Consider the following 21,880-nt stretch of genomic DNA (forward strand, 5'->3'; position numbering starts at 1 on the left):
CGATACCGATGATACGTTTCTGCCCCAACTGCCAGAGCGAACGCTCGCTTTCGGAAATCTTCTGCGAAGGCTCGATCCAGGGCCAGCCCTGCGGCTGGGACCTTTCCGCCGAAGCCATCCATCCCGCCGGCTGGCGACCGCAACCGGTGCTGACCCAGGAAGCCATCGCGCCGCCCGCCAGCGAGCCGCCAGCGGCGTCCGCCCCGCTCTGCGCCAACGGCCACCCGCTGCAACCCGGCGACCTGATGTGCCTGGAGTGCGGCGCCGCGCCGGCCGAAGGTCCGCTGCCGATGCAGGCCGAGGCCACGCCTCAACCCGCCGTCACGGAAACCCTGATCGACGGCTGGCGTCTGCTGCGGCAGATCGCCAGCAGCGACGGCGTGCGCGAGCGCTACCTGGCCGAACACGCGGAAAGCGCCCGCCAGGCGGTGCTCACCCTGTATCGCCCGGGCGCCGAGCCGGACCCGGCGATCTACGACGTGATCCGCCGCCTGCCGCGCGAACACGTGCCGGAAATCCTCGCCACCGGCCGCTGGGACGAGCGCGCCTACGAAGTGGTCGAGGAACTCACCGGCGGCAGCCTCGCCGAGCTCGGCACCGTGCTGGAGGACCGCGAGACGGTGCGCCACGTGGTCCGCGAGCTGGGCCACGCCCTGCACGTGTTCAACGAAGCCGGCCTGCGCCACCGCGACCTGCGCCCGGCCAGCCTGCTGGTGCGCAGCCACGAGCCACTGGACCTCGTGATCAGCGGCTTCGGCTCGGCGCGTTTGTCGGAATTCGACCTGGATATCGTCTCGCCGCTGGAGACCAGCCGCTACATGGCCCCCGAGGCGATCGCCGGCGGCGTGGCGGCGGCTTCCGACTGGTGGAGCCTGGGCATGATCCTGCTGGAGCAGTTGACCCGCGGCGCCTGCTTCGAAGGGGTCAACGCCAACGCCTTCCTGATCCACGTGCTGGCCAACGGCGTAGCGCTGCCCGACGACCTCGACCCGCAGTTGCACCTGCTGCTGCGCGGCCTGCTTGCACGCGACCGCCACCAGCGCTGGCAGTGGCCGCAGGTACAGGCCTGGCTGAACGGCGAGGCGGTGGACGCGCCGGCCTCGGCGGACAGCGAAAAGGACGACGCCGAAGGCGCCAGCATCGCCCTCGGCGCCCGGCGCTTCCGCAAGCCGACGGTCTTCGCCCTGGCCGCGGCCCAGGCCGAGCACTGGGCGGAGGCCCTCGACCACCTGCTGCGCGGGGCGATCGTCACCTGGGCCGAGCAGATCGGCCTGTCGCCCAGGCTGCTCGCCGGCCTGCGCCAGGTGGCCCAGCACGAGGGGCTGGAGGACGACTTCCGGCTGATGCTGGCGCTCAAGCTGTTGAACCCGGAAATCCCGCTGATCCAGCGCGGCGAGATCGTCACCCCCGGCTGGCTGCTGGAGCATCCGCTGGAAGGCTACCGGCTGATCAGCGGCTCGGTGCCCGACCTGCTCGAACAGTTACACACCGAAAGCTGGCTGTCGCGGCTCAAGACCCGCGCCGAGAACGTCCGCCAGCGCGCCCTGCACCAGCACATCGAACTCGCCGAAGAACAGTTGCGCATCTACCTGCTGTCGACCTCGCGGGCGCGCCTCGCCGCGCAGTGGCAGGAGCGCCAGCGCCTCCTGCCGGACACCGAGCACCCCGGCCTGCTGGCCCTGGCCGAGCGCCGGGTGATCGCCGAGGAAGACCTGATCGTCCTGCTCAGCGCCAACATCGGCCAGTTCCGTGCCGCCGAGGCGATCGTCGAGGAAGCCGCCGGCCTGGCCCGCGACGCCGATGTGCACCTGTTCGACGCGGAGACCGCGCGCGGCCTGTTGCAGCACTCGCGGCAGGAGCTGTACCGCCGCGTCGACGAACGCATCAGCGGCTTCGCCCGCAGCGGCGTGCCCAGGGTCGACGAATGGGCCGAGCAGTTCCGCCTGGAGCGGCGCATGCCGTTGGCGAGGGTCCTGGTGCTGCTGGCGATCCCGCCGGAACAGTGGCTGGAACCGCAGAAGCAGCAGTACGTGTCGCAGATCCTCGATTTCTTCGAGAAGAAAGTGGTCGCCGCGGTGATGCGCGGGCCGCTGGTGCGCATGAGCATCGGCAAGAGCACTCCACGCATCGACCTCAACGAACTGCACAGCGCGCGACGCCCCGCCGCCGCCCTGCTCGACCATCTGCTGCAACGCAACGCCCGCGCGGTGAGCCTCGACCCGGACAGCTTCCTCGCCAACCCGCAACTGGAAGTGCGGCTCAACGCGCTGTCCCGGCAAAGCTCGCTGTACAAGCGCGACACCGGCATCGACGGCCTCTACCTGGGCTTCCCCTTCCTGCTCAACCGCGACCCGCGCGGCACCACCCGCACGCGCATCCTGCCGCTGCTGTTGTGGCCGCTGAAGCTGCAGCTGGAAGTCGGCAGCCGTGGCCAGGTGGCGCTGGCCTTCGACGGCGAGCGCGAGGAAGTGCGCCTCAACCCGGCCCTGGAAAGCCTGCTCGGCCCCGAGCCGTGCAAGCGCTGGCGCAAGGTCGCCGACGAACTGCTCGGCCGCTCCGCGCTGCGCGCCGCCGACGTGATGGATGCCTTCGGCCTGCTCGCCACGCCGCGCGCGCGGGTGCTGGAAGGATTGCCGCCGAGTTCCACCGAGGTCACGCCCTACCAGGACCAACTGGCCTGCGCCGCGGTGCTGTTCCACGTCACCTTCATGGGCCAGGCGATCGGCGAGGACCTGCGCCAGCTGAAGAGCCTGCCGCCCTCCGGCACTGGCCTGGAGACCGCGCTGCGCCTGCGCGAGAACGGCGAGCCGGAAGCCCGCGAGAGCCCGCCGGAGTTGCAGCGCTACTTCACCGTGGCCAGCGACCCGTCCCAAGAGGCCGCCGTGTTGCAGGCCCGGCAGAGCCCGGGGCTGCTGGTGGAAGGCCCGCCCGGTACCGGCAAGAGCCAGACCATCGTCAACATGGTCGCCGACGCCATCGGCCGCCAGCGCAGCCTGCTGATCGTCTGCCAAAAGCACGCCGCCCTGGAAGTGGTGCACAAGCGCCTGGTGGCCGAGGGCCTGGGCCAGCGCATCGTCATGCTCAACGACGTCAACCGCGACCGCGAACCGGTGATCCGCAACATCCGCGAGCAGCTCGAAGCGCTGTTCGCCGACGCCGGCGGCGCCCAGGGCTGGGAGCGCCAGCGCGAGCGCCTGGCGGCGCGTATCGAGGCGCTGGAAGGCGAACTGGACCGCTACCACCAGAGCCTGCACCGCGTGGACGAGGCCACCGGGCTGAGCTACCGGCGCCTGCTCGGCGAACTGATCGAGCTGGAGAAAGGCTCGCCGCCGCTGGACTTCCCGGCCCTGCGCCAGCGCCTGGCGGCGCTGGACATCGGCAGCCTGGCGCGCCTGGAGGAAAACTGCGCGCCGCTGGTCCGCCTCTGGCTACCGGCCCACTACGAAGGCAGCCCGCTGGCGCAACTGCGCGCCTTCGCCACCGACCAGGCCACCCTGCAAGCCTTCGCCGACAGCCTGCGCGCCTTCGGCGAAGCGGAGAAGGCCCGGCAGAAAGCCCTCGACGAACACCCGGCGAGCTTCGAGGTCGACGACCCGACGCCCTACCGCGCCTGGCTGGCAAGCCAGGTCGGTACCCTGCTGAATTTGCGCGAGGAGCAACGCCAGCGCCTGGCCCACTGGCTGCCGCTGTTCCGCGACGCCGCGCCAGGACAGCCGAGCCGTGGCGACGGCCTGTTGGCGGAGGCCGAGCAGATCGAACGGCAACTGCGCCAGCTCGACCTCGAACGGCACGCGCCGCTGCTGTCTCCTGCCCTCGCCATGCTCGAAGAGAAAAACCTCGAACGCCTCCAGGCCCACGCCCGCCAGGTACTCGAGGCACGCGCCTGGCTGGCCCGGCTCAACCCGCTGCGCCTGCTGCGGCGCGGCCGCCTGCGGCGCTTCCTGCGCGAGCACGGCGAGGCCGACGACGACAGCCGCCTGGCCGCCCTCCTCGGCGCCTGCGACCTGGAGCGCCAGTGGCGGCCGCTGCGCCGGCAACTGGCGGCGCTGCAACAGAGCCTGGGGCTGGCGACAGTCGCCACCGATGCCGGTCCGGAACTGACCGGCCTGGCCGGCAGCGCCAGCCAGCAACTGCGCGAGATCCAGACCCTGGCTCGCAGCCTGGCCCAAGCGCCGCGCGCCGAACAGCTCGACGCAGTGATCCTCACCGGCGAGAAACAGCGCTTCGAAGCGCTGCTCGGCGACCTCGACGCCGCGCTGATCCGCCAGGCCGCTCGCCAGCTCAGCCTGGACAAACTCAAGGTGCTCGCCGACTGGCTCGGCGACGAACTGCTGGAACAGCTGCACCGCGCCATCGCCGGCAACCAGAGCAACCTGCCGGCCCTCGGCCGCCTGCGCGAGGCGCTGCCGCAACTGGTCGCCTACCAGCGCTTCCGTGGCCGCGCCAACCAGCTCGAAGCCACCGACCTGGAATTCCTGGCCCTGCTGCGCCAGCGCCAGGAACGACTCGACGCGATTCCCGCCGAAGCACTCGAAGCCACGGTGCGCCGCATGCTCAATCGCGAAGCACGGCTGGGCTGGAAGCAGCGCCTGGAACAAGACAATCCGGAACTGCTGTTCAGCCAGGACGAAGCCAGGGCCAGGGTCGCCAGCCTCGCCGAAGCCGACGTGCAGATGCGCGCGCTGAACCGCGAACTGCTCGGCAAGGGCATCGACGCCGCGCGCCTGGGCAGCCGCAAGCAGTGGGAAGACGTCACCCGCCTGACCGGCAAGCGCTCGCGGCGTCTGCGCGAGTTCATCGAGCTGGGCGCCGAACTCGGCCTGATGAGCCTACGCCCGGTCTGGCTGATGAACCCCGACCTGGCCAGCCGCGTGCTGCCGCTCAAGGCCGGGCTGTTCGACACGGTGATCTACGACGAAGCCTCGCAGATGCCGGTGGAGTTCGCCCTGCCGACCCTCTATCGCGGGCGGGTCACGGTGGTCAGCGGCGACGAGAAGCAGATGCCGCCGACCGCGTTCTTCTCCAGCCGCGTGGAAAGCGACGAGGCCGAGCTGTTCGACGGCGAAGCGCCCGAAGAGGACGCCGACGAGGAGCAGCGCGAAGCCTACGAGGACACCTGGAACCGCCGCGAGATCAAGGACTGCCCGGACCTCCTGCAACTGGCGCGCAACGCCCTGCCCAGCACCACCTTGCAGATCCACTACCGCTCGGCCTACCGCGAGCTGATCGGCTTCTCCAACGCCTCGTTCTACGGCAACCGCCTGAGCGTGCCGGTACGCCATCCGCAGGCCAACATCCTGCGCATCAAGCCGCTGGAACTGATCCAGGTGAACGGCCTGTACCAGAACCAGAGCAACGAGCGCGAGGCCGAGCGAGTCGTCGACTACCTCGCCGAACTCTGGCGCCAACCCTACGCGGCGCGGCCGTCGGTGGGCGTGGTCACCTTCAACCGCAAGCAGGCCGACCTCATCGAAGAGCGCCTGGAACTGCGCGCCGAGCAGGACGAAGCGTTCCGCGCCGCCTACAGCGAGGAGCGCGAGCGCAGCGAAGACGGCGAGGACATGGGCGTGTTCGTGAAGAACGTGGAGAACGTGCAGGGCGACGAGCGCGACGTGATCGTCTTCTCCTCCACCTTCGGCCGCAACGGCCAGGGCAGCTTCCGGCGCAACTTCGGCGTGCTCGGGCAGACCGGCGGCGAGCGCCGCCTCAACGTGGCGGTGACCCGCGCGCGGCGCAAGGTGGTGATGATCACCTCGATGCCGATCGGCGACATCTCCGACATGCTCGGCACCCAGCGCTCGCCGAGCAGCCCGCGCGACTACCTGCAAGGCTACCTGGAATACGCCCGCGCACTGTCCGCCGGCGAGTTCGCCGGTACCGGCCAACTGCTCGAGCGCCTGCACACCGACCGCAGCGACCAGCGCCGCCAGCACTACCAGCGACACGACGGCTTCAGCGAGATCGTCGGCGAGTACATCCGCTCGCTGGGCTGGTCCGCCGCGCCCGCCAGCGAAGGCGACGCCTTCGGCCTCGACTTCGCCATCGAGAACCCGGCCACCGGCCTCTACGCCATCGGCATCGAATGCGACGCCCCCTGCCACCCGCTGCTGGAACGCGCCCGCGCCCGGGAAATCTGGCGACCCTCGGTGCTGCGACGGGCGATCCCGCACCTCCACCGGGTTTCCTCCCAGGGCTGGTACCACGACGGCGACAACGAACGCGCACGGCTGCGCGCCGCCATCGAGAAGGCCCTGGCGCCCAGCGCGGAAACCCATCCCACGGCAGCAGCGGAGGCCTCCCAATGAGCGGACCGAAAGTCGTACGAATCGTCACCCGGGAAGAAGCCATCGCCACCTGCGAGCGCGACCTGCAACGCCTGGACAAGGCCCTCGCGCGCTGGGAAAACCAGGCCAGCCGGCTCGCCCAGCTCAGCGACGCCGAGCGCGCCGCCGCCCACGCCCGCCGCGCCAGCCTGCACGCCCTGCTCGAACAGGATCGCTGGCTGGACGTGCAATTGCAGGTGAAGATCGAAAGCGAATTCCTCAAGCGCGACCTCGCCGAACGCGAAGAGCGCGCCATCCGCCAGGCCGCGGAAACCCGCCAGCAACGCCGCCGCCTCCAGGAAAACGCCAGCGCCCTGCTCCAGGCCCTCGACGCCAGGCCCGATGCCGCCAGCGCGGCATTCCGGCAAACGCTGCAAGCGCTGGCCGACGGCGCCCTCCGCGACGACGCGGAAGCCCTGCTCGCCCAGGGCTTCGCCGCCCTCGCCAGCGCCCCCGCCGAAGAACGCCTCAGCGAAGCCCAGCACGAACTCGCCCAGCGCCTGAAGACCGACGAAACACCCATCACCCTGGAACAGTGGCGCGCCCGCCAGCAACCGGACACCCCGCGCGAACAGCGCCTGGCGCGCATCGACCGGCACATCGCCGAGCTGCAACTGCTGCAAGGCGAGGCCAGCGCCCAAGCGTTCCTCGAGCAACTGGCACGCGCCGAAGCCGAACAGCACCCGGAGCGCCGCAACCTGCTGCTCGACAGCCTGGTCCTCGACCTCGCCCAGGCCGCCCGCGAACACCGGCAGCAACGCCAACGCCTGGAACACCTGCAAGACCTCGCCAGCGAAGTCGCCGCCCTGGGCGCCGCCGAACACGAAGAACTGCTCCGGCGCGCCGCCGCCTGCCAGCCCGACAGCGATCCGCAGCACCTCGCCGAACTCACCGAGCGATGCAACGCCATCCTCACCGCCCACCTCCAGCAACAGGCCGCCCTCGCCCGCCGCCAGGCCGTGCTCCAGGGCCTCGCCAGCCTCGGCTACGAAGTCCGCGAAGGCATGGCCACCGCCTGGGCGCAGACCGGCAGGGTCGTCCTGCGCAAACCCGCCACCCCCGGCTACGGCCTGGAAGTCGGCGGCAAGGCCGACAACGGCCGCCTGCAACTGCGCGCCGTCGCCCTCAACGCCAACCGCGACAGCCAGCGCGACCGCGACATCGAAACCCTCTGGTGCGGCGAATTCCAACGCCTCCAGGCCCTGCTCGCCGCCCAGGGCGGCGAACTCAGCGTGGAACGCGCGCTGGGAGTGGGAGAAGTGGCGTTGAAGGAGATTGGCGAGGAGGAGCAGCGGGAGATGGGGGTGGTGCGGCAGAGGGGGTTGTGAAGGTGCCGGCTGGCGCCTCGGCGAGGCATTCGATCCGGGCAGTCCATCGCTTGACCCCTGGATGCCCCCTCGCTACCCTGCCGGCCAGGTGCTGAACACACCTTCTCTAGGCGGTTAGCCGCTCCCGAAAGCCAAGCGGTTTTTTACCTACACAGGAAAAAATCATGGCTACCCAGAAATCCCCTCTTTCGAATTCTCGACTTCTAAAGATCGGCTACCAGCTCTATGAAAGCCGTCATAGCGATTGGGAACGTCGTGGCAAGCCACGGCAAATTCCCTACCTGCGCTTGAGTGGCGACTGGCTGGAGGCTGCGGGCTTTGAGGTTGGCTGCAAGGTGAGCATTCAGGTCACCAGGCGGCGCCTTGTCATGCAAGTGGTTGAGGATTGAGGCCAAGCGCCCCTCGGGCAGAGGGTATCTGCTCAGGGGGCGCTGGTTTCTCTGTGAACCTTCATCCCATTCCTGCCGCATCTCGCCCTGCGCTCGCGCACCAGGCATCGTAGGAAAACGTCGCTCAGACACCCTTGTCTCCTCGAGCTGAAGCCAGCATGGGAGAGCAAGCTCAGCGTGAAGCGAACTCCTGGACTACAGGTAGCAGCAAAAAACCTATGGGTGGCTGACGATTCGCCAGGAGCACATCCTACAGCTTGTAGCCCCCCTATCCCATGAAGAATCCCTACGATCTTTCTCCCTTCGTCTGAAGGAAGTATGGTGGCGGGCAATGGCGTCGCAGACGCCCGAGGCCCCGCCTCGCCGCCAGCCCGAAAAGATTCCTGGATATCGCCGTGACAAACGCATCGCCCCCCTCCTCCCTGGTAGACGTCGGCCAGCTCGCCGCCGCCCTCGAACGTTTCGCCGCCGAGCGCAACTGGGCCCAGTTCCACTCGCCGAAGAACCTGGTCATGGCCCTGACCGGCGAGGTTGGCGAACTCAGCGAGATCTTCCAATGGATGGACGAGGAGCAGTCGAAAGACGCCGCGCGCCATCCCGACACCGCCCAGGCGGTGCAGGACGAACTGGCCGACGTACTCATGTACCTGGTGCGCCTGGCCTCGGTCCTCGGCGTCGACCTGGATGCCGCCGCCCGGCAGAAGCTGGAGCAGAACAACCGGAAATACCCGGTAGAGAAAGCCCGGAATAGCAGCAAGAAATACGACCAGTTCTGAAGAAAGGCCATATCAGGGAAGATCGACGTGATCGTTTACGAAGCGACCAAGAAGCAGTTCCTGCAAGACAGCGACAACGACGATATCGAAGAGGTGATCCTCCAGCATTTCAAGGCGGTCACCGGCAAAAGCGTCGGCAACTCGGAAATCAACTCGTGGAAAGGCTCCCTCGGCTACATGGCCAAGGTACTGCGCGACGAGGAAGTGCCCGTCGACACTGGCCTGGCCATCGAGTTGCATATCCCCCAGACCTCCAAGCGCATCGACATCACCCTCACCGGGCGCGACGAGTCGGGAGCCAAGAACGCGGTGCTGGTTGAACTGAAGCAGTGGAGCAAGGCCAGCGCCACCGGCAAGGACGCCATCGTCCGCACCGCCCTGGGCAATGGCCTGCGCGAGGTCGTCCACCCCTCCTACCAGGCCTGGTCCTACGCCACCCTGCTGGAGGGTTTCAACGAGGCGGTCTACGAGGCAAGCATTTCCGTCCGCCCCTGTGCCTACCTGCACAACTACCCGCGCGACGGTGTGATCGACTCCCCGCACTACCGCGACTACATGGAAAAGGCCCCGCTGTTCCTCAAGGGCAAGGAAGAACTGGCGCGCCTGCGCAGCTTCATCAAGCAGCACATCAGGACCGGCGACGCCAAGGAAGTGCTCTACGAACTGGCCAACGGCCGGATCCGCCCGTCCAAGGCCCTGGCCGACTCGCTCAAGGGCCTGCTCGCCGCCCAACCGGAGTTCGTACTGATCGACGACCAGAAGGAAATCTACGAGTCCGCCATCGCCGCAGCCAAGTCAGCCTCCGAGACGCATCCCCGTGTACTGATCATCGAGGGCGGCCCGGGCACCGGCAAGACGGTGGTCGCGATCAACCTGCTGGTCCACCTCACCGGGCTCGGCCTGGTCGGCAAGTACGTGTCCAAGAACGCCGCGCCACGCAAGGTCTACGAATCCAGGCTGGTGGGTTCCATCACCCGCAGCCGCTTCTCCCACATGTTCACCGGCTCCGGCGGCTTCATCGATACCGAGCCCAACACCTTCGACATGCTGATCGTCGACGAGGCCCACCGCCTGAACGAGAAGAGCGGGCTCTACGGCAACCTCGGCGAGAACCAGATCAAGGAACTGATCGAAGCCTCCAAGTGCGCCATCTTCTTCATCGACGAAGACCAACGCGTCACCCTCAGCGACATCGGCAGCAAGCAGGCCATCCGCGAGTTCGCCAAGGCGAAAGGCGCCACGGTCGAGGAATACAGCCTCGCCTCGCAGTTCCGCTGCAATGGCTCGGACGGCTACCTCGCCTGGCTCGACGACGTGCTCGACATCCGCCCGACCGCCAACCAGCAACTCGACGCCAGCCAGTACGACTTCAAGGTCTTCGACACCCCCGAGGCCCTGCACGCCGCCATCGCCGCCCGGAACCAGGACAACAAGGCCCGCGTCGTGGCCGGCTACTGCTGGCCATGGCGCAGCAAGAAGGATCCCCGGCAACAGGACATCGTCATCGGCGACTACCAGCGCCAATGGAACCTCGACCAGGACGGCAGCCTCTGGATCATCGCCGAGAACTCCATCGAACAGGTCGGCTGCATCCATACCTGCCAGGGCCTGGAGGTCGACTCCATCGGCGTCATCATCGGGCCTGACCTGATCGTCCGCGACGGCAAGATCATCACCGCCCCCGAACAACGCGACCGCCACGACAAATCCATCCGCGGCTACAAGAAACTGATGAAGGAAAACCCCGAACTGGCGCGCAAGGAGACCGACCTGATCATCAAGAACACCTACCGGACGCTGATGACCCGGGGGATGAAGGGGTGCTACGTGTTTTGTACGGATGAGGAGACGGCGAGGTATTTTCGGGGGCGTGGCGGAAGGTAGGACAGCTTCCAGGCATCGTGGACGCGTCATGCAAAGAGATGGGGATGAGGAGTTTTAATACTCTACCCCTTGCACCCCATACAGGTAATAACCCGTCCAAGCAGATTCAAGCAAATTCAAAGCAACCCCGTACAACCCTTGATTTTACTGGCTCGCAGCTAATTTCTCGTCCAAAATAGCCCTATTCGATTCGAAGAAAGCCGATCTCAATTGGCAACGAATTGGCAACCAGACAATCTCAATTGGCAACCAATTGGCAACGGGAAAACTGACCATATGGCCAAGATTACAGACCGCCAGATGACTGGCAAACCAGGGACAAGTGACAAATGGCTGAGCGAAGTCGCCATCTGGGGACATGGCAGCCTAGTAGCTCGGATCACTCCTAGCGGAGAGCGGCTGTTCTACTTTCGCTATACCAATAGCCGCAGCGAGCGCGTGACCTTCCCTATTGGTACATACAGCCGTGATGGCAACGAAGGCACGATGACGCTAGCCGAAGCCGGCCAACGAGCAAAAGAGCTTGCTGGGCTGCACAAGTCAGGTATCAAGGATGTAAAGGAGCATCTCGAAGCGGAGGAGGCCGCCCGAATTGCAGCTCGCGATGCCGAGCTTGCAAGAATCGTAGCTGAGAAAGCGGCCATCGAAGCAGCAAATGCTCGACTTGCTGCCAGGAAAACCGTCAATGACCTATTCGACCACTGGGCAAAGGTAGACCTGATTAACCTCAAAGATGGCGGCGATGAGGTTCGCCGGATGTTCAATAAGGACGTCCTACCTTTTCTGGGCCAACTACCTCTCGATGAAGTAAAGAAAGGCCACATCACAGAAGTGACCGATGCGCTGCTTGCCCGCGGCGTTAACCGGATGGCCAAAATGATCTTCAGTCTTATGCGCCAGATGTTCAGGTTCGCCGTGGACCGCGACTTGATTGAGCACGACCCAACAGCGAGCATCCGCAAAGCAAAAATTGGCGGCAAGGACACAGAACGCGACAGAGTTCTTAGTGAGGATGAAATCCGAACACTGGCCAAGCTAGCACCAGAGGCCGGACTGCTTCCTTCAACCGAAGCAGCAATCTGGATAGCCCTATCGACCTGTTGTCGTATAGGAGAACTGATGAACGCGCGCTGGGAGAATGTCGACCTGAAAGCAGGCACCTGGCTCATTCCCAGTGAAGACAGCAAGAATGGAAAGGCGCACACCGTGACTCTATCCGAATTTGCAATCGAGCAATTCGAACGCATCAAGGTAATCAGCAGCAAAAGCGAGTGGTGCTACCCCAACACCAAAGACACTGGGCCAGTCTGCTCCAAAACTGTTACAAAGCAGCTTGGAGACAGACAGCGCAAACCAGATCAAGGGACCATGAGCAATCGCAGCGCCAAAGCCCAAGCTCTCTTATTAAAAGGCGGGAAGTGGACTCCACATGACCTGCGAAGAACAGGAGCAACATTAATGACAGCTCTAGGTGTATTACCAGAAGTAGCAGAGCGATGCCTTAACCACACTGAGGAAAATAAGATAAAAAGAACCTACCAAAGACACAGCTACCAGAGTGAGATGACTGCCGCTTGGCAGGCCCTTGGCAAACACCTGAAAAAAATTATAAGTTAATAGCCTCGAAAATCACAATTCCAGATAGAACCCCAACATGAATATAGAAGAAAACCCAATCGACAACCCCTTCACAATCCGAAAGCGCATCAACAACGAACTATCAGAAATCGTGCCCAAGCTTTGGCCGGAAGAAACACACAGAACCCTAAAAGAACTAATCATCCAGGCAGGCCAAGAAAAAAAACTGACACTAGCCAACGCAAAGAAACTATGGAAGTCCGACCCAATAACAGAAACAATTAAATCAACACCCAACAATGGAAATACACTCTTCGAAAGCTACATAATGGCAACCCTCTACAACTCAAAAATAAAAATAAACCAAGATGTTAATCTTGGCTATAATTTTTCGTGTCTGGCTCTTTACCACCTAGGCAAGCTCGCTTGGCAGCTAGACATTATAGAAAACCATGAAAGATATCAAAAACTATCCGCATCAGGAGGAAAAGCCAAAAGCCAAGGTACAGAGTTAATTAACCAAAAAATAATACAGCTTCTTAACACACCACCCCAGGACGGCTGGACAACGAAAACTTCAACAGCAGATCTACTCGAAAAAGATGTAGATAAATTCATATTGGAAACAAACTTAGGGAAGCATATCTACAACACACGAGACTTCATAGAGCGAGCACTCCACTCCAACACAGGAATAAAGGATGCATTCAATAAAAATAAAAAAACTAGAGACACAAAAAAATAGGCCAGCTTATGCTGGCCTGATACGTGTTATTAATTCCTCCCAATCCGCTTCCTTACCCTTCTCCTGCCAGTAGGCGCTTCACCTACATACCTAACCCCTTCTTCCTTCCAAATTTCAATTTTCTTGCGAACAGACAAAAAATCTAACGCCAGCTCCAGGCGCGCCTTTTTCCTAGTTGCATTAGGCCCAGAGTTCATTAGCTCACTAATACGGATTTTTGTTACCCCATCATCGAATTTTTCATTCAACCAAAGCCACAAAGTTTCTGCCTCGCGCTCTTCCCTAGTCGAAGAAACAAAAAGCTCCTTAAAATCAATTGAGCAGCGCATGCAAAAGTCAATTGCATCGAGCAAGCAGTCACGAGAAACTGTAACATCACCGTACTCAAAGTAACTCACCACAGCAGCAACTCGTGCAACATTTTCCGCCAGTTTTGAGGCGTGATCAGTAGCACGCTCAAAGTATCCACCCGGACGAATTTGCCCCTCAACAAAGTTCGCAAATTTAACCCATTCATCAGTAGCCTCGCGCGACAAATTCAACACCTTCCGTTCTTGGCCGAGCTTATAGTTAGCCACCCCCTCTTCGGTAATTTCCATGATACGCTTGCTGAAGACCTCTAGTGCCTTCCAGCTTTGCAATGGATTTTCAATAAAACGCGTACCCTGCGTGGAGTCAGGATTAGCAACAAGAAATCGTGCCCACAAACCAGAAGCACGAGCCTCTTGGCCTCGCCGTTTCAAATAATCATCAAACAAGCCTCCCTGAACCATAATCGCCACCGTCAATCGCGCACCAGAAACAACAAATCGCCCTGCATTGACACGATCAATCGTCACATCATCACCACTCCACAGCGAGTTCTGCTTTGGAAGGTCATTAAAGGCTCGCCCAACAAGAATTTCCTTACCCTCACTGGTTACTAAGCCTGCATAGGGATATCCGGCACTCAAGCCCTTGAACAAAGCCTGCGAGGTAGCATCTTCGTACACAAACTGCATACTCATAGGGGCAAGCGGCTTCATTGAGTGAAGAACCTTAAGTGCCTCCATCAACTCTGCCCTCTCCACTTCATCCATCGACTTGGCAATTCGATTGACCAAAACCTTCTTCTTAGCCGTCCAAATTTCCAACTCCAACTCAAAACCATCCATACCAGCTTTATCGGCCAAAAGCTCACGCCGCTGAATGTGTCGAAATGGCTTAAGAAAATTATTCATGACGAAACTTTTGCGCTCACCAGAGTCGCCCAAAATCAAAAGCATAAGAGACGTCGGAATGACACTACCAAACGGTGTTTTTAAGTCACATACAGATTGCACAGCAAGTGACATTGCGGAAAGCGCCGACATGTAGATAAGAGAAGCAGGAGCCTGTACATTATTCTCCGCCTCATTGACCGCAGCGACGAAAGTCTTCGCCTCCGGAAAAGCCAGCCGCCCTTGAGCTGCTGAAATATACGACCGCGCCAAATGAACATAGTCTTCGTTCATTCATTTACCCCCAAATTACTATCAGTACCCTTCGACAGTTGCGCCTGCATACCGAGCCAAACTTTGACATCCTGCAGGAACCAACCTTTGGCTTTACCGCCCAACCCAATAGAACGCGGGAAAGAATCGTCATACCGAGGGGATTTGGGATTCATACGGTCATAAATCGTCGAACGCGAGAGACCGATCATCACGATCAATTGCTTGAGTCGAACGACTCGAAGCTCACTATCACCAACTTCTTTCATGCCCTGATCCTCCGAGCCTGTTTTTGAATGCCAGGCCAGCGTACGAGGGAGTGAAGAGCCGCACACCTCAAGCGCTTGCACGAGTTATTACGTGCGCAAGCACTTGACTTGACAAAGTCGTTTCGCCCCATTAGGCGAGTGATTCGCAGCAGAAAGTCAAAAGCATAGGCCTGCGAAACCTGCGAAAAACCGCAGGTTTCGCAAAGCAGCAAACTCGGACACAGATTCGCTCCTGCTCCACCGCAGAGAAAACCCAACAAGCGGTAATCGACCTAAACGTTGGGGGCTGGGGTGCATACAGGCATTTCAGTCATGAATGGCGGCCTTGAAACGCGAGCGCTTTCTCGTCAACCGATATACAGTCACCCAGCCGGCGCGCGTGTGGCTTGTATCAAATCTCAGTCGAATAGAGCTGGCCGCCTACCTTATCCTCGCCTGAAATCCTGAAAGTAGAGTTGGCTTTTATCGATGCGCTCCGAGGCTTTGAGCAGTCCTTGACTAGCGGCCTTTACCGGGTCCATGAACCAATAGCAGTGCAGCTTCGCACGGGTGATTGCCACATAAGCGAGTCTCATCACCTCCTCGGCCTGGGCCGCGTCATAGGCTCTGGGCTCGCCGTCGATTCCGAGATTGGCCTGGGCATACGCCTGATTTCGATAGTCCGAGAGCGTTTTCTGCTCGCAATCCCCCACGAGAAAAACAACATCCGCTTCAAGACCCTTTGAACCGTGATAGGTCATCAGGCGCACCCGGTGCGGCTGCTTGTCACGCTTCGCACGCAACAAAACTCCGCCTAGCTTTTGCGTGAGTTCGTCCAATGTGTTTCTGGAGCGAGAGAGCACCATGATCTCGTGCCCGCTCTCGTAGTGTTCTTCGAGTAGCGTCACAAGACGATCATCATCACGCGTCCAAAGCTGGACCGGAAACTTCAGCTGCTTCACATCCGGATGTGAAGCTTCGCCATGCTTGCCCTCAATGGAGCGGGTCAACTTCACAATGCTCTCGGCAGCATCAATGACCATCTGCTGAGATCGGAAATTCTGTTGCAGCATTAAGGGCAGCGTGTTGGGCGACGGGAAATAGCTTGTAAACTGCTGAAAGAATTTGGGTGAGCTGCCCCGCCAACCATAGATGCTCTGCCAGTCATCCCCTACCGCCATGAGCGATGGATAGATTACGCCGCGAGGTGAATCCTGCCGTGTACCGCGCCGTCGAAGCTCGGCGAACACCCCGCGCAACCAGGTGATGGTGTTGGCGCCACAATCCTGAAACTCATCAACCAACGTAACCATCTGGGGTTTCAGGACACTGTCCGGTAGTTTCCTAAAATTTTCCTCGCCGCGCTCGCTGTATATCGCGAACATCTTGTTAAAGGTGAAAATAGGCGGGTTCTGTTCCGCCAAAAAGCGCTCAAATGCAGGCCAGAAGAGGCCAAGGGCTTCGAAGAACTTTGCTTCGATATCCTCTTCCTTGAATGCCATACCCTTGATGGCTTCCGGCACCCCGAGGCCTACGTTTTCCAGGAAAGAAGCCGTGCTGTGAAACGCCTGCATAATCGGAGCCGGTTTGAGCTCTCCATTGACTTGGTAGCTAAATTTCGGACTGGCAGAAACTTTCCCTTTCAGCGTCTCCAGAGAGCTCAAGGCTTCTTCATAATTGCTGAAGAACAATACCCGCTCTGAGTAAAACAGCTGGAAAAAGATCTTCCGCATGTTCAGAGCAAGTGAAAGCTTCGTCTTCCCTGATTCGACCGTAAAGGAGTCCCCTTCGTTGCGATCAAGGCCGAGAACCACGAGAGCTTCTAATTCTTCTACATAGCCATTCGCATGGAAGGTCTGAGCACGGAACGTGAGAGGCACGATCTCTGCCCTCACCCCAGGCATCGGCCAATATCCCGCTTTCTGCCACAGGGACTCCACCGCTTCACAGGTCTCCTGATCACGATCTGAGCAACGCTTCAGCATCCTGATGCGCTTGGCCTGCGTCGGGTCATCTGGGTTAAGCGGCTCTCCAATTCTGACGGAATGGCTGACAAGCTCGATGACCAGCGCCCGAAACCGCTCGTGGTTTTCGAAAAGGTGCTGATAACACCGATTCATCAGTTCAAGCTGTCGTGAGTTCAGCCGGATATCCAAGACATTTTCCGGCTCCTCATCTTCGGCTCCTGGGTCCTTACTGAGAAACTCAAACGCCTTCGCCCCCTGAAACGCGGGCGACCACTTGAAGAAGTCGAGAATGCGCGAGTGGAACGTCCGAACGAAGCTCTTGCCGGCGTCCTCATCAAGGGGGATGTCCCACAAGCCGAATACCTTGATCACCTTTGCGATAAAGTCGAAGCGAGAATCACGGGTAAAGGTGACGACCGTTATGCTGCTAAGCGGTACCTTCAGATAATGGTGAAGAACCAGCAACCTCAGCACCATCGTCGTGGACTTGCCGCTACCGGCTCCCGCTACGATGTACGTCGAGGGGCTACGGGACAGGATCATGTCCCACTGCTGAGGTGTAGGATGTTGGTAATCGGGCAACCGAGCCTGGATATCCAAGCGGATAGCGTTCTCAAGCTCTGCAGAAATCGGAAAAGCAAAATTCTCAAAAAGGTTGGCATCCACGCCCGGCGCTACATCTATAGGTGTCGCGCCAGACTTCAGCTCCAGGATCAGCTTTCCGGCTTCCAAGCCAGCCTCGTGGCCCTCCTCATAGCCTTTTTGAAGTCCCTTTTTGCGGCCTTTCTCGTAGCCATCAGCGAATCCTGCGGAGCGGCCTGCTTCCCACGAAGAGGAGTCATGAGCCTGGACAGCCCGGAGCATCCATTCGGCAAGGATGTGCGCGGCCCTGCTCCAGAAACCCTGTGCTTGCGCAGGCTGTGTGATCGCTCGATTAGCAGATGTTTTTACATTCGATTCGCTTACAGAGCCCACTTGATACCAGCCTTTGCGATGTCCATGCGATTCGGCGAATCTGTCTCGCCAGAAAAGGCTGATCTTAACAGGGGAAAGCTACCTAACTGGCATTAGCTCCTTGCGGTGCCCCTCCGCTAGATTGCGCGTACCAGCCGGCCTCCCCCTCTAATTGCAGGTCAACCCTGTCGCTGAGCTTCCTGCTGCTGGAATGCAGCAGCCAAGGTGAGTTGCGCACGAGCCTCGATGATCTCGATCAACTCGAAGTGCTTGGGAAACTCGCGCTTGAGCCAGTCGCTGGGTACGAAGTGATGATCGAGGTGCACCGTTGTGCTCTGCCCGTCAGCAGAGGCGCAGAGCATGACGTGCAACTCCGAATCATCGCCAGCCATTGCCGCCGGCACGAAGACGGTGCCGTTGTCGCTGATGCCGAAGGAGCGTCGCCATTCAGGGAAACGCTTCTGCTCGGGGTTGGAGACAGCAAACCAGTGAATTCTGTCCATAACGATTCTCGAAAGTGGATATTTCCCCACCTACAGAGACTGAGGCAAACTGCCACTAGGGACAAGACGGTCGGCTATGACGGCCTGACTGAAACGAGACGTTCGCGATAAATCTGGGGCGCTTCATTTGACTCAGCGACCGACCTGAAGGACAAGATCACATGCAATCGAAGGAAGCTTTGGATCAAGGTTTTCGTACAGCACTAGGCGGCTTCAATGAGCTGCAGAACCAGTTTTTGAACGAGGCGTTGGAGCAGTACTCGGTGCTAATCAAACAGTCGATTAGTACCGACGCGGGCGTTATTACGAACCAGTCTCTGGACATCCAGCAAGGCTTCGCCGCGGAAGCTCACCATACCGGCTCATATAACATCGAGGCCGCGGGTAAAGGCGCTAACAACCATCGCGCCACGATGGATGTTGGGCGCCGTAACGACCCTGTGACCGACATTAGAATCAACACACCTGAAGGTTCGAAGGATTACCAGCTCAAATTTTACAAAGACGCCGAGAACAGCGCTAAAGCAATCAATCATGCTGATTACCAAGATGTCGGTAAGGTCGTTCCTGAGGAACAGCTAACAGATGCTCAGGCTACGGCCCACAAAGAAGCTGCCCGCAACCGTGATACACGGCCCGATGTCGGCAAAAACTACGAAAAAACAGCTGAGACGCTCGACGACTCCATCCATTCGGACGACCGCCCCGACATCAAAAGCAAGCCGCTTAAACGTCGGGGAGAAGGCAGTTCAGAAGAGCTCGTCAATGAGACAAAGAAGGATGGGAAAGGCCCCGAATACGCCGATAAAGACCGCGTTAGGGCTGAATTTAATCGCATGCAGTACGCAAATGCTGCCAAGGCTGGTGCGATATGCGGCGCTTCGATCGGCGCTGCATCCGAGCTACTCGGCATCCTGCGCAGCGACGAGCCTCTCACCATAGAACAATGCTGCGAAGCAGCCGAACGTATCGTGTTGAGTTCCCTTAAAGGTGCGGGGAACGCCATGCTCGTGACTGGTATACAGCATTTGGGCCAAAACCTGATCGACACGGCCTCACACTCTGCTCTTAAGAATGCTGGAGGCCATCTCGTCAAAGGCAACGTTGCCGCCGCTGTTGCCAACATTACAGTGAATCTCGGGCAGAACATCTACAAATTCTCCCAAGGCGAAATCGACAGCCTGGAGTTTGGCGGCTCCATGATCAGTACAACGGTCACTGTAGTGGGTGGATCGATGGCGTATAGCGCGGGAGCAGCCACTGCCACCTTCCTCGGTCAGTGGGTCGCCTCTGAAATCGCCTCCACCACCCTCCTGGGCACTACACTTGGTGCGCTGGGCCCGATCGCATTGGGTACCGTCTTCTCCATTGGCTTTTCCTTTGCCATATCGGCGTACGTCGGGCATTTCTCGGCGGAAGGCAAAAAGCTGGCGATGCAGGACTTGCAAGACGCGATGGCCAAGCTCAACGGCGGTACGATCAATCTCTCTCAGTATGTGGGGTTGGTCGGGACGATGTCGGAGTTTAAATTCGAGTGGAAGGACATGTTGCCGTTCTCGGGCAGCATCTCGGTTTTCTCCGAATACCGCACCCGCAAAAGCCAACTCATGGCTGTGCAGAAACAAATCGAATCGCAGATTTCCAAACTGCCTACTCAAGAGGCCGAAGCGCTTTACCAGCTCAAGGCTGGCTACCAGCAGAAAATACTGATGATCGAGCAGGACTATGAACATCAGCGACAGGAAATCACTCGCCAGGCTGGCGAGCGCTACCGGATGCTCAGCAAAGACCTGAATACTCACCTTGAAATCCAGTTCCTGATGTTTACGCCCATCAAGAACAACCTGGTCAATCAGCGCAAGGAAGTACAGACGGCCAGCATTCAGGAACGTCTCAAGCAAGCGCGAATAGAGGCATACAGTGAAGAGCTTAAGACGCTCCAACAGTCGCTCGAACAAACTGGGGTAGCGGGCGGCGATACGGAAAAGCTGACACGCACCATGCTGTCCACCATCGATATACGGCTGACCCAAGTCTTGCCTCACAAGAGCCCCTGGGATCAAGCCTACGAATTCTTCGTGCAGCCGTAGTGCTAGGAGCACAGGATGCTAAAAAAACTAATCCATTTTCTGACTAACCGCAGCCTCGAAAAGCATCGGCACAAAACGCAATGCATGATTGATGAGTACGAGCGTGAGGCGGCTGCAAGCCAAGCACGCGTTCAGGCAAAAGCGGACGCTTACAAACATCAAATTCAACAGCTCGCCAAGCTACGCCAGGAAGAACTGGAAAAATATGTGGCGCTATTAAACGATCACATTGAGCAGACGACCGACTACGTGGCCTACCTCGAAGAGCTGCCGGCAGCCATGTTCCTTTGCGTTGAGATCTGGTTGCGCAAAAACATCAGCGAGCAGCGCTGGAATCTGGACAAGGAAAAAGTCCAGGTCATTGTTTCTACCATCGACTACCTGGATGCCCTCGCTGAGGAAATGGTGCGGTTGTCGCGCGAGCAGGATCGGAAAGCCTGGCAAAACATCATTGCCGATCGCCCACCGCGGATCAGCACGGCGGCAATAATCAAACACACCAAGGACTTCCTGAGAGATGCCAAATCGGATGCGAAGGAGTACGACCGTGCCCTGCGCCGTATCGAAAGCTATAAACGTCTACTCAGGAAACAGCAAAGCGAGCTAAGAAAGTCCATTGCAGCGCTGAAGGCGGAAGTGGATAAGCATCGCGAGGAGCATCGCCAGGTCAAACAGCGGGTGAAGCAGCTCAACGAACTCTGCAGTACCAAGTTCAGGGAGCTGCAGGAAGTATTCGAGAACTATTACCAATTCACTCAGACCGACTCGCCTCTCGCCAACGAATGGATTTCTCAGATGCCCCATGGGGGAAATCTAAAGGAAATCCTTCTGTTGATCTCCGACACCGCGCCTATGTGGGAGGAAGCAAAAGCCAATATCTCAGACCTCCATGATCAGAGAAAACACGTCCAGTCGCGGATTGATCAAGCCTATCAAGATCAAGAGTATGAGTCGCTAGACGGTTACAAGGCAGAGCGGACAGGGATCTACGAGTCACTGAATCATGCCAAGGCTCGTAAAGACGATGTGTTTGCGGGACGGCAAGCCCTCTACCAGCGCCGGGATGAGATCAAGAAACTGTTGGGATGGATCAACGAGCTTCACCCGTCGAAGATCATCGAGCAAATCTTCCATCTACTTGCACGCGAAGACACTGAAATCTATTGGCCAGCCATTGGCCTCGCCACAAAAACCGTCAGGCCACCAGCAGGGAGTCGCAAGTGACCTCATCGAAAGCCGCTGTATCAAAACTCAGCTTTTACTGGCGCAGCCCGCATTCCAAAGAGAGCTTTGTATCCATCTGCGAAGCCGTACGCCTGGGATACAACACCAACGAATCCCTTCTCAAGGCTTTGCCGCAGTTTTCGATCAACCGCCTTGTGCTTGGCTTGGATCGATTGATTGCAGCCAACATGGCTCATCTCAACATGGGCGTGCTGACCGTCGACACCGACATGCAAATCGTAGAGGCGCTGGCAGCTGGCCAAGTACTGGAACTTCCCTTGGCAGCCGAGCAACTGGAACGAAATGCCCTACTGATCCACGAGATTTTGGCGGGTATCGGTGTTGATAACCCCGCAGGTGCCATGGTGCTCCTCAAACCAAAAGTCGAGGAGATCTGAG

14 protein-coding genes are annotated in these 21,880 nt (G+C 59.7%); 10 read left to right on the forward strand and 4 right to left on the reverse strand.

The genetic code is table 11. The features are described from left to right. Nucleotides 1–8 precede the first annotated feature (8 nt). The 7 genes from M6E97_RS06190 to M6E97_RS06220 all read left to right on the forward strand — a co-directional run bounded on the left by M6E97_RS06190 (nt 9) and on the right by M6E97_RS06220 (nt 13,023). Nucleotides 9–6,305, forward strand: coding sequence for an AAA domain-containing protein (locus tag M6E97_RS06190; protein WP_034004972.1), 6,297 nt, complete (start codon nt 9–11; stop codon nt 6,303–6,305). Then, nucleotides 6,302–7,651, forward strand: a complete 1,350-nt coding sequence (locus tag M6E97_RS06195; RefSeq protein ID WP_033939342.1) for a hypothetical protein — start codon at nt 6,302–6,304, stop codon at nt 7,649–7,651. Before M6E97_RS06190 ends, M6E97_RS06195 begins: the two co-directional genes overlap by 4 nt. Nucleotides 7,652–7,815: 164 nt before the next feature. Next, the gene (locus M6E97_RS06200) at nt 7,816–8,040 is read left to right on the forward strand and encodes a SymE family type I addiction module toxin (RefSeq protein WP_023129708.1); all 225 of its coding nucleotides are present in this window, start codon (nt 7,816–7,818) and stop codon (nt 8,038–8,040) included. A gap of 395 nt (nt 8,041–8,435) precedes the next feature. Further along, entirely contained in the window at nt 8,436–8,816 is a 381-nt protein-coding gene (locus M6E97_RS06205) for a nucleotide pyrophosphohydrolase (protein ID WP_003155927.1), read from the forward strand. A 27-nt stretch (nt 8,817–8,843) separates the two neighbouring features. Then, a complete protein-coding gene (locus tag M6E97_RS06210; protein ID WP_033939340.1) occupies nt 8,844–10,700 on the forward strand; it encodes a DUF2075 domain-containing protein in 1,857 nt (618 codons plus the stop codon). 276 nt (nt 10,701–10,976) lie between these two features. Next, the gene (locus M6E97_RS06215; protein WP_033988831.1) at nt 10,977–12,317 is read left to right on the forward strand and encodes a site-specific integrase; all 1,341 of its coding nucleotides are present in this window, start codon (nt 10,977–10,979) and stop codon (nt 12,315–12,317) included. Between the two features lie 37 nt (nt 12,318–12,354). Further along, nucleotides 12,355–13,023, forward strand: coding sequence for a hypothetical protein (locus M6E97_RS06220; RefSeq protein WP_124123418.1), 669 nt, complete (start codon nt 12,355–12,357; stop codon nt 13,021–13,023). Nucleotides 13,024–13,052: 29 nt separating this feature from the next. On the opposite strand, the gene M6E97_RS06225 is transcribed toward M6E97_RS06220, so the two are convergent. The 4 genes from M6E97_RS06225 to M6E97_RS06240 form a co-directional block, all read right to left on the reverse strand. Next, nucleotides 13,053–14,516, reverse strand: coding sequence for a YfjI family protein (locus M6E97_RS06225; RefSeq protein WP_071534398.1), 1,464 nt, complete (start codon nt 14,514–14,516; stop codon nt 13,053–13,055). Beyond that, nucleotides 14,513–14,764 carry an AlpA family phage regulatory protein gene (locus M6E97_RS06230; RefSeq protein ID WP_071534399.1) on the reverse strand — a complete coding sequence of 84 codons (252 nt, stop codon included), beginning with the start codon at nt 14,762–14,764 and terminating at the stop codon, nt 14,513–14,515. Before M6E97_RS06230 ends, M6E97_RS06225 begins: the two co-directional genes overlap by 4 nt. 425 nt (nt 14,765–15,189) lie before the next feature. Next, complete coding sequence (locus tag M6E97_RS06235) at nt 15,190–17,685, reverse strand: UvrD-helicase domain-containing protein (RefSeq protein WP_124123420.1); 2,496 nt, start codon at nt 17,683–17,685, stop codon at nt 15,190–15,192. Between the two features lie 158 nt (nt 17,686–17,843). Beyond that, a complete protein-coding gene (locus M6E97_RS06240) occupies nt 17,844–18,167 on the reverse strand; it encodes a hypothetical protein (RefSeq protein WP_033988836.1) in 324 nt (107 codons plus the stop codon). 161 nt (nt 18,168–18,328) lie between these two features. On the opposite strand from M6E97_RS06240, the gene M6E97_RS06245 reads away from it, so the two are divergent. The 3 genes from M6E97_RS06245 to M6E97_RS06255 are packed head-to-tail and all read left to right on the forward strand — an operon-like array spanning nt 18,329 to nt 21,879. Further along, complete coding sequence (locus M6E97_RS06245; RefSeq protein ID WP_033988837.1) at nt 18,329–20,257, forward strand: hypothetical protein; 1,929 nt, start codon at nt 18,329–18,331, stop codon at nt 20,255–20,257. Between the two features lie 15 nt (nt 20,258–20,272). After that, nucleotides 20,273–21,481 carry a hypothetical protein gene (locus M6E97_RS06250; protein ID WP_033988839.1) on the forward strand — a complete coding sequence of 403 codons (1,209 nt, stop codon included), beginning with the start codon at nt 20,273–20,275 and terminating at the stop codon, nt 21,479–21,481. Continuing rightward, nucleotides 21,478–21,879, forward strand: coding sequence for a hypothetical protein (locus M6E97_RS06255; RefSeq protein ID WP_033988841.1), 402 nt, complete (start codon nt 21,478–21,480; stop codon nt 21,877–21,879). The genes M6E97_RS06250 and M6E97_RS06255 overlap by 4 nt, the downstream gene beginning before the upstream one ends. Nucleotide 21,880: the final 1 nt, after the last annotated feature.

Source organism: Pseudomonas sp. B111 (assembly GCF_026428275.1).
Classification (GTDB): domain Bacteria; phylum Pseudomonadota; class Gammaproteobacteria; order Pseudomonadales; family Pseudomonadaceae; genus Pseudomonas; species Pseudomonas aeruginosa.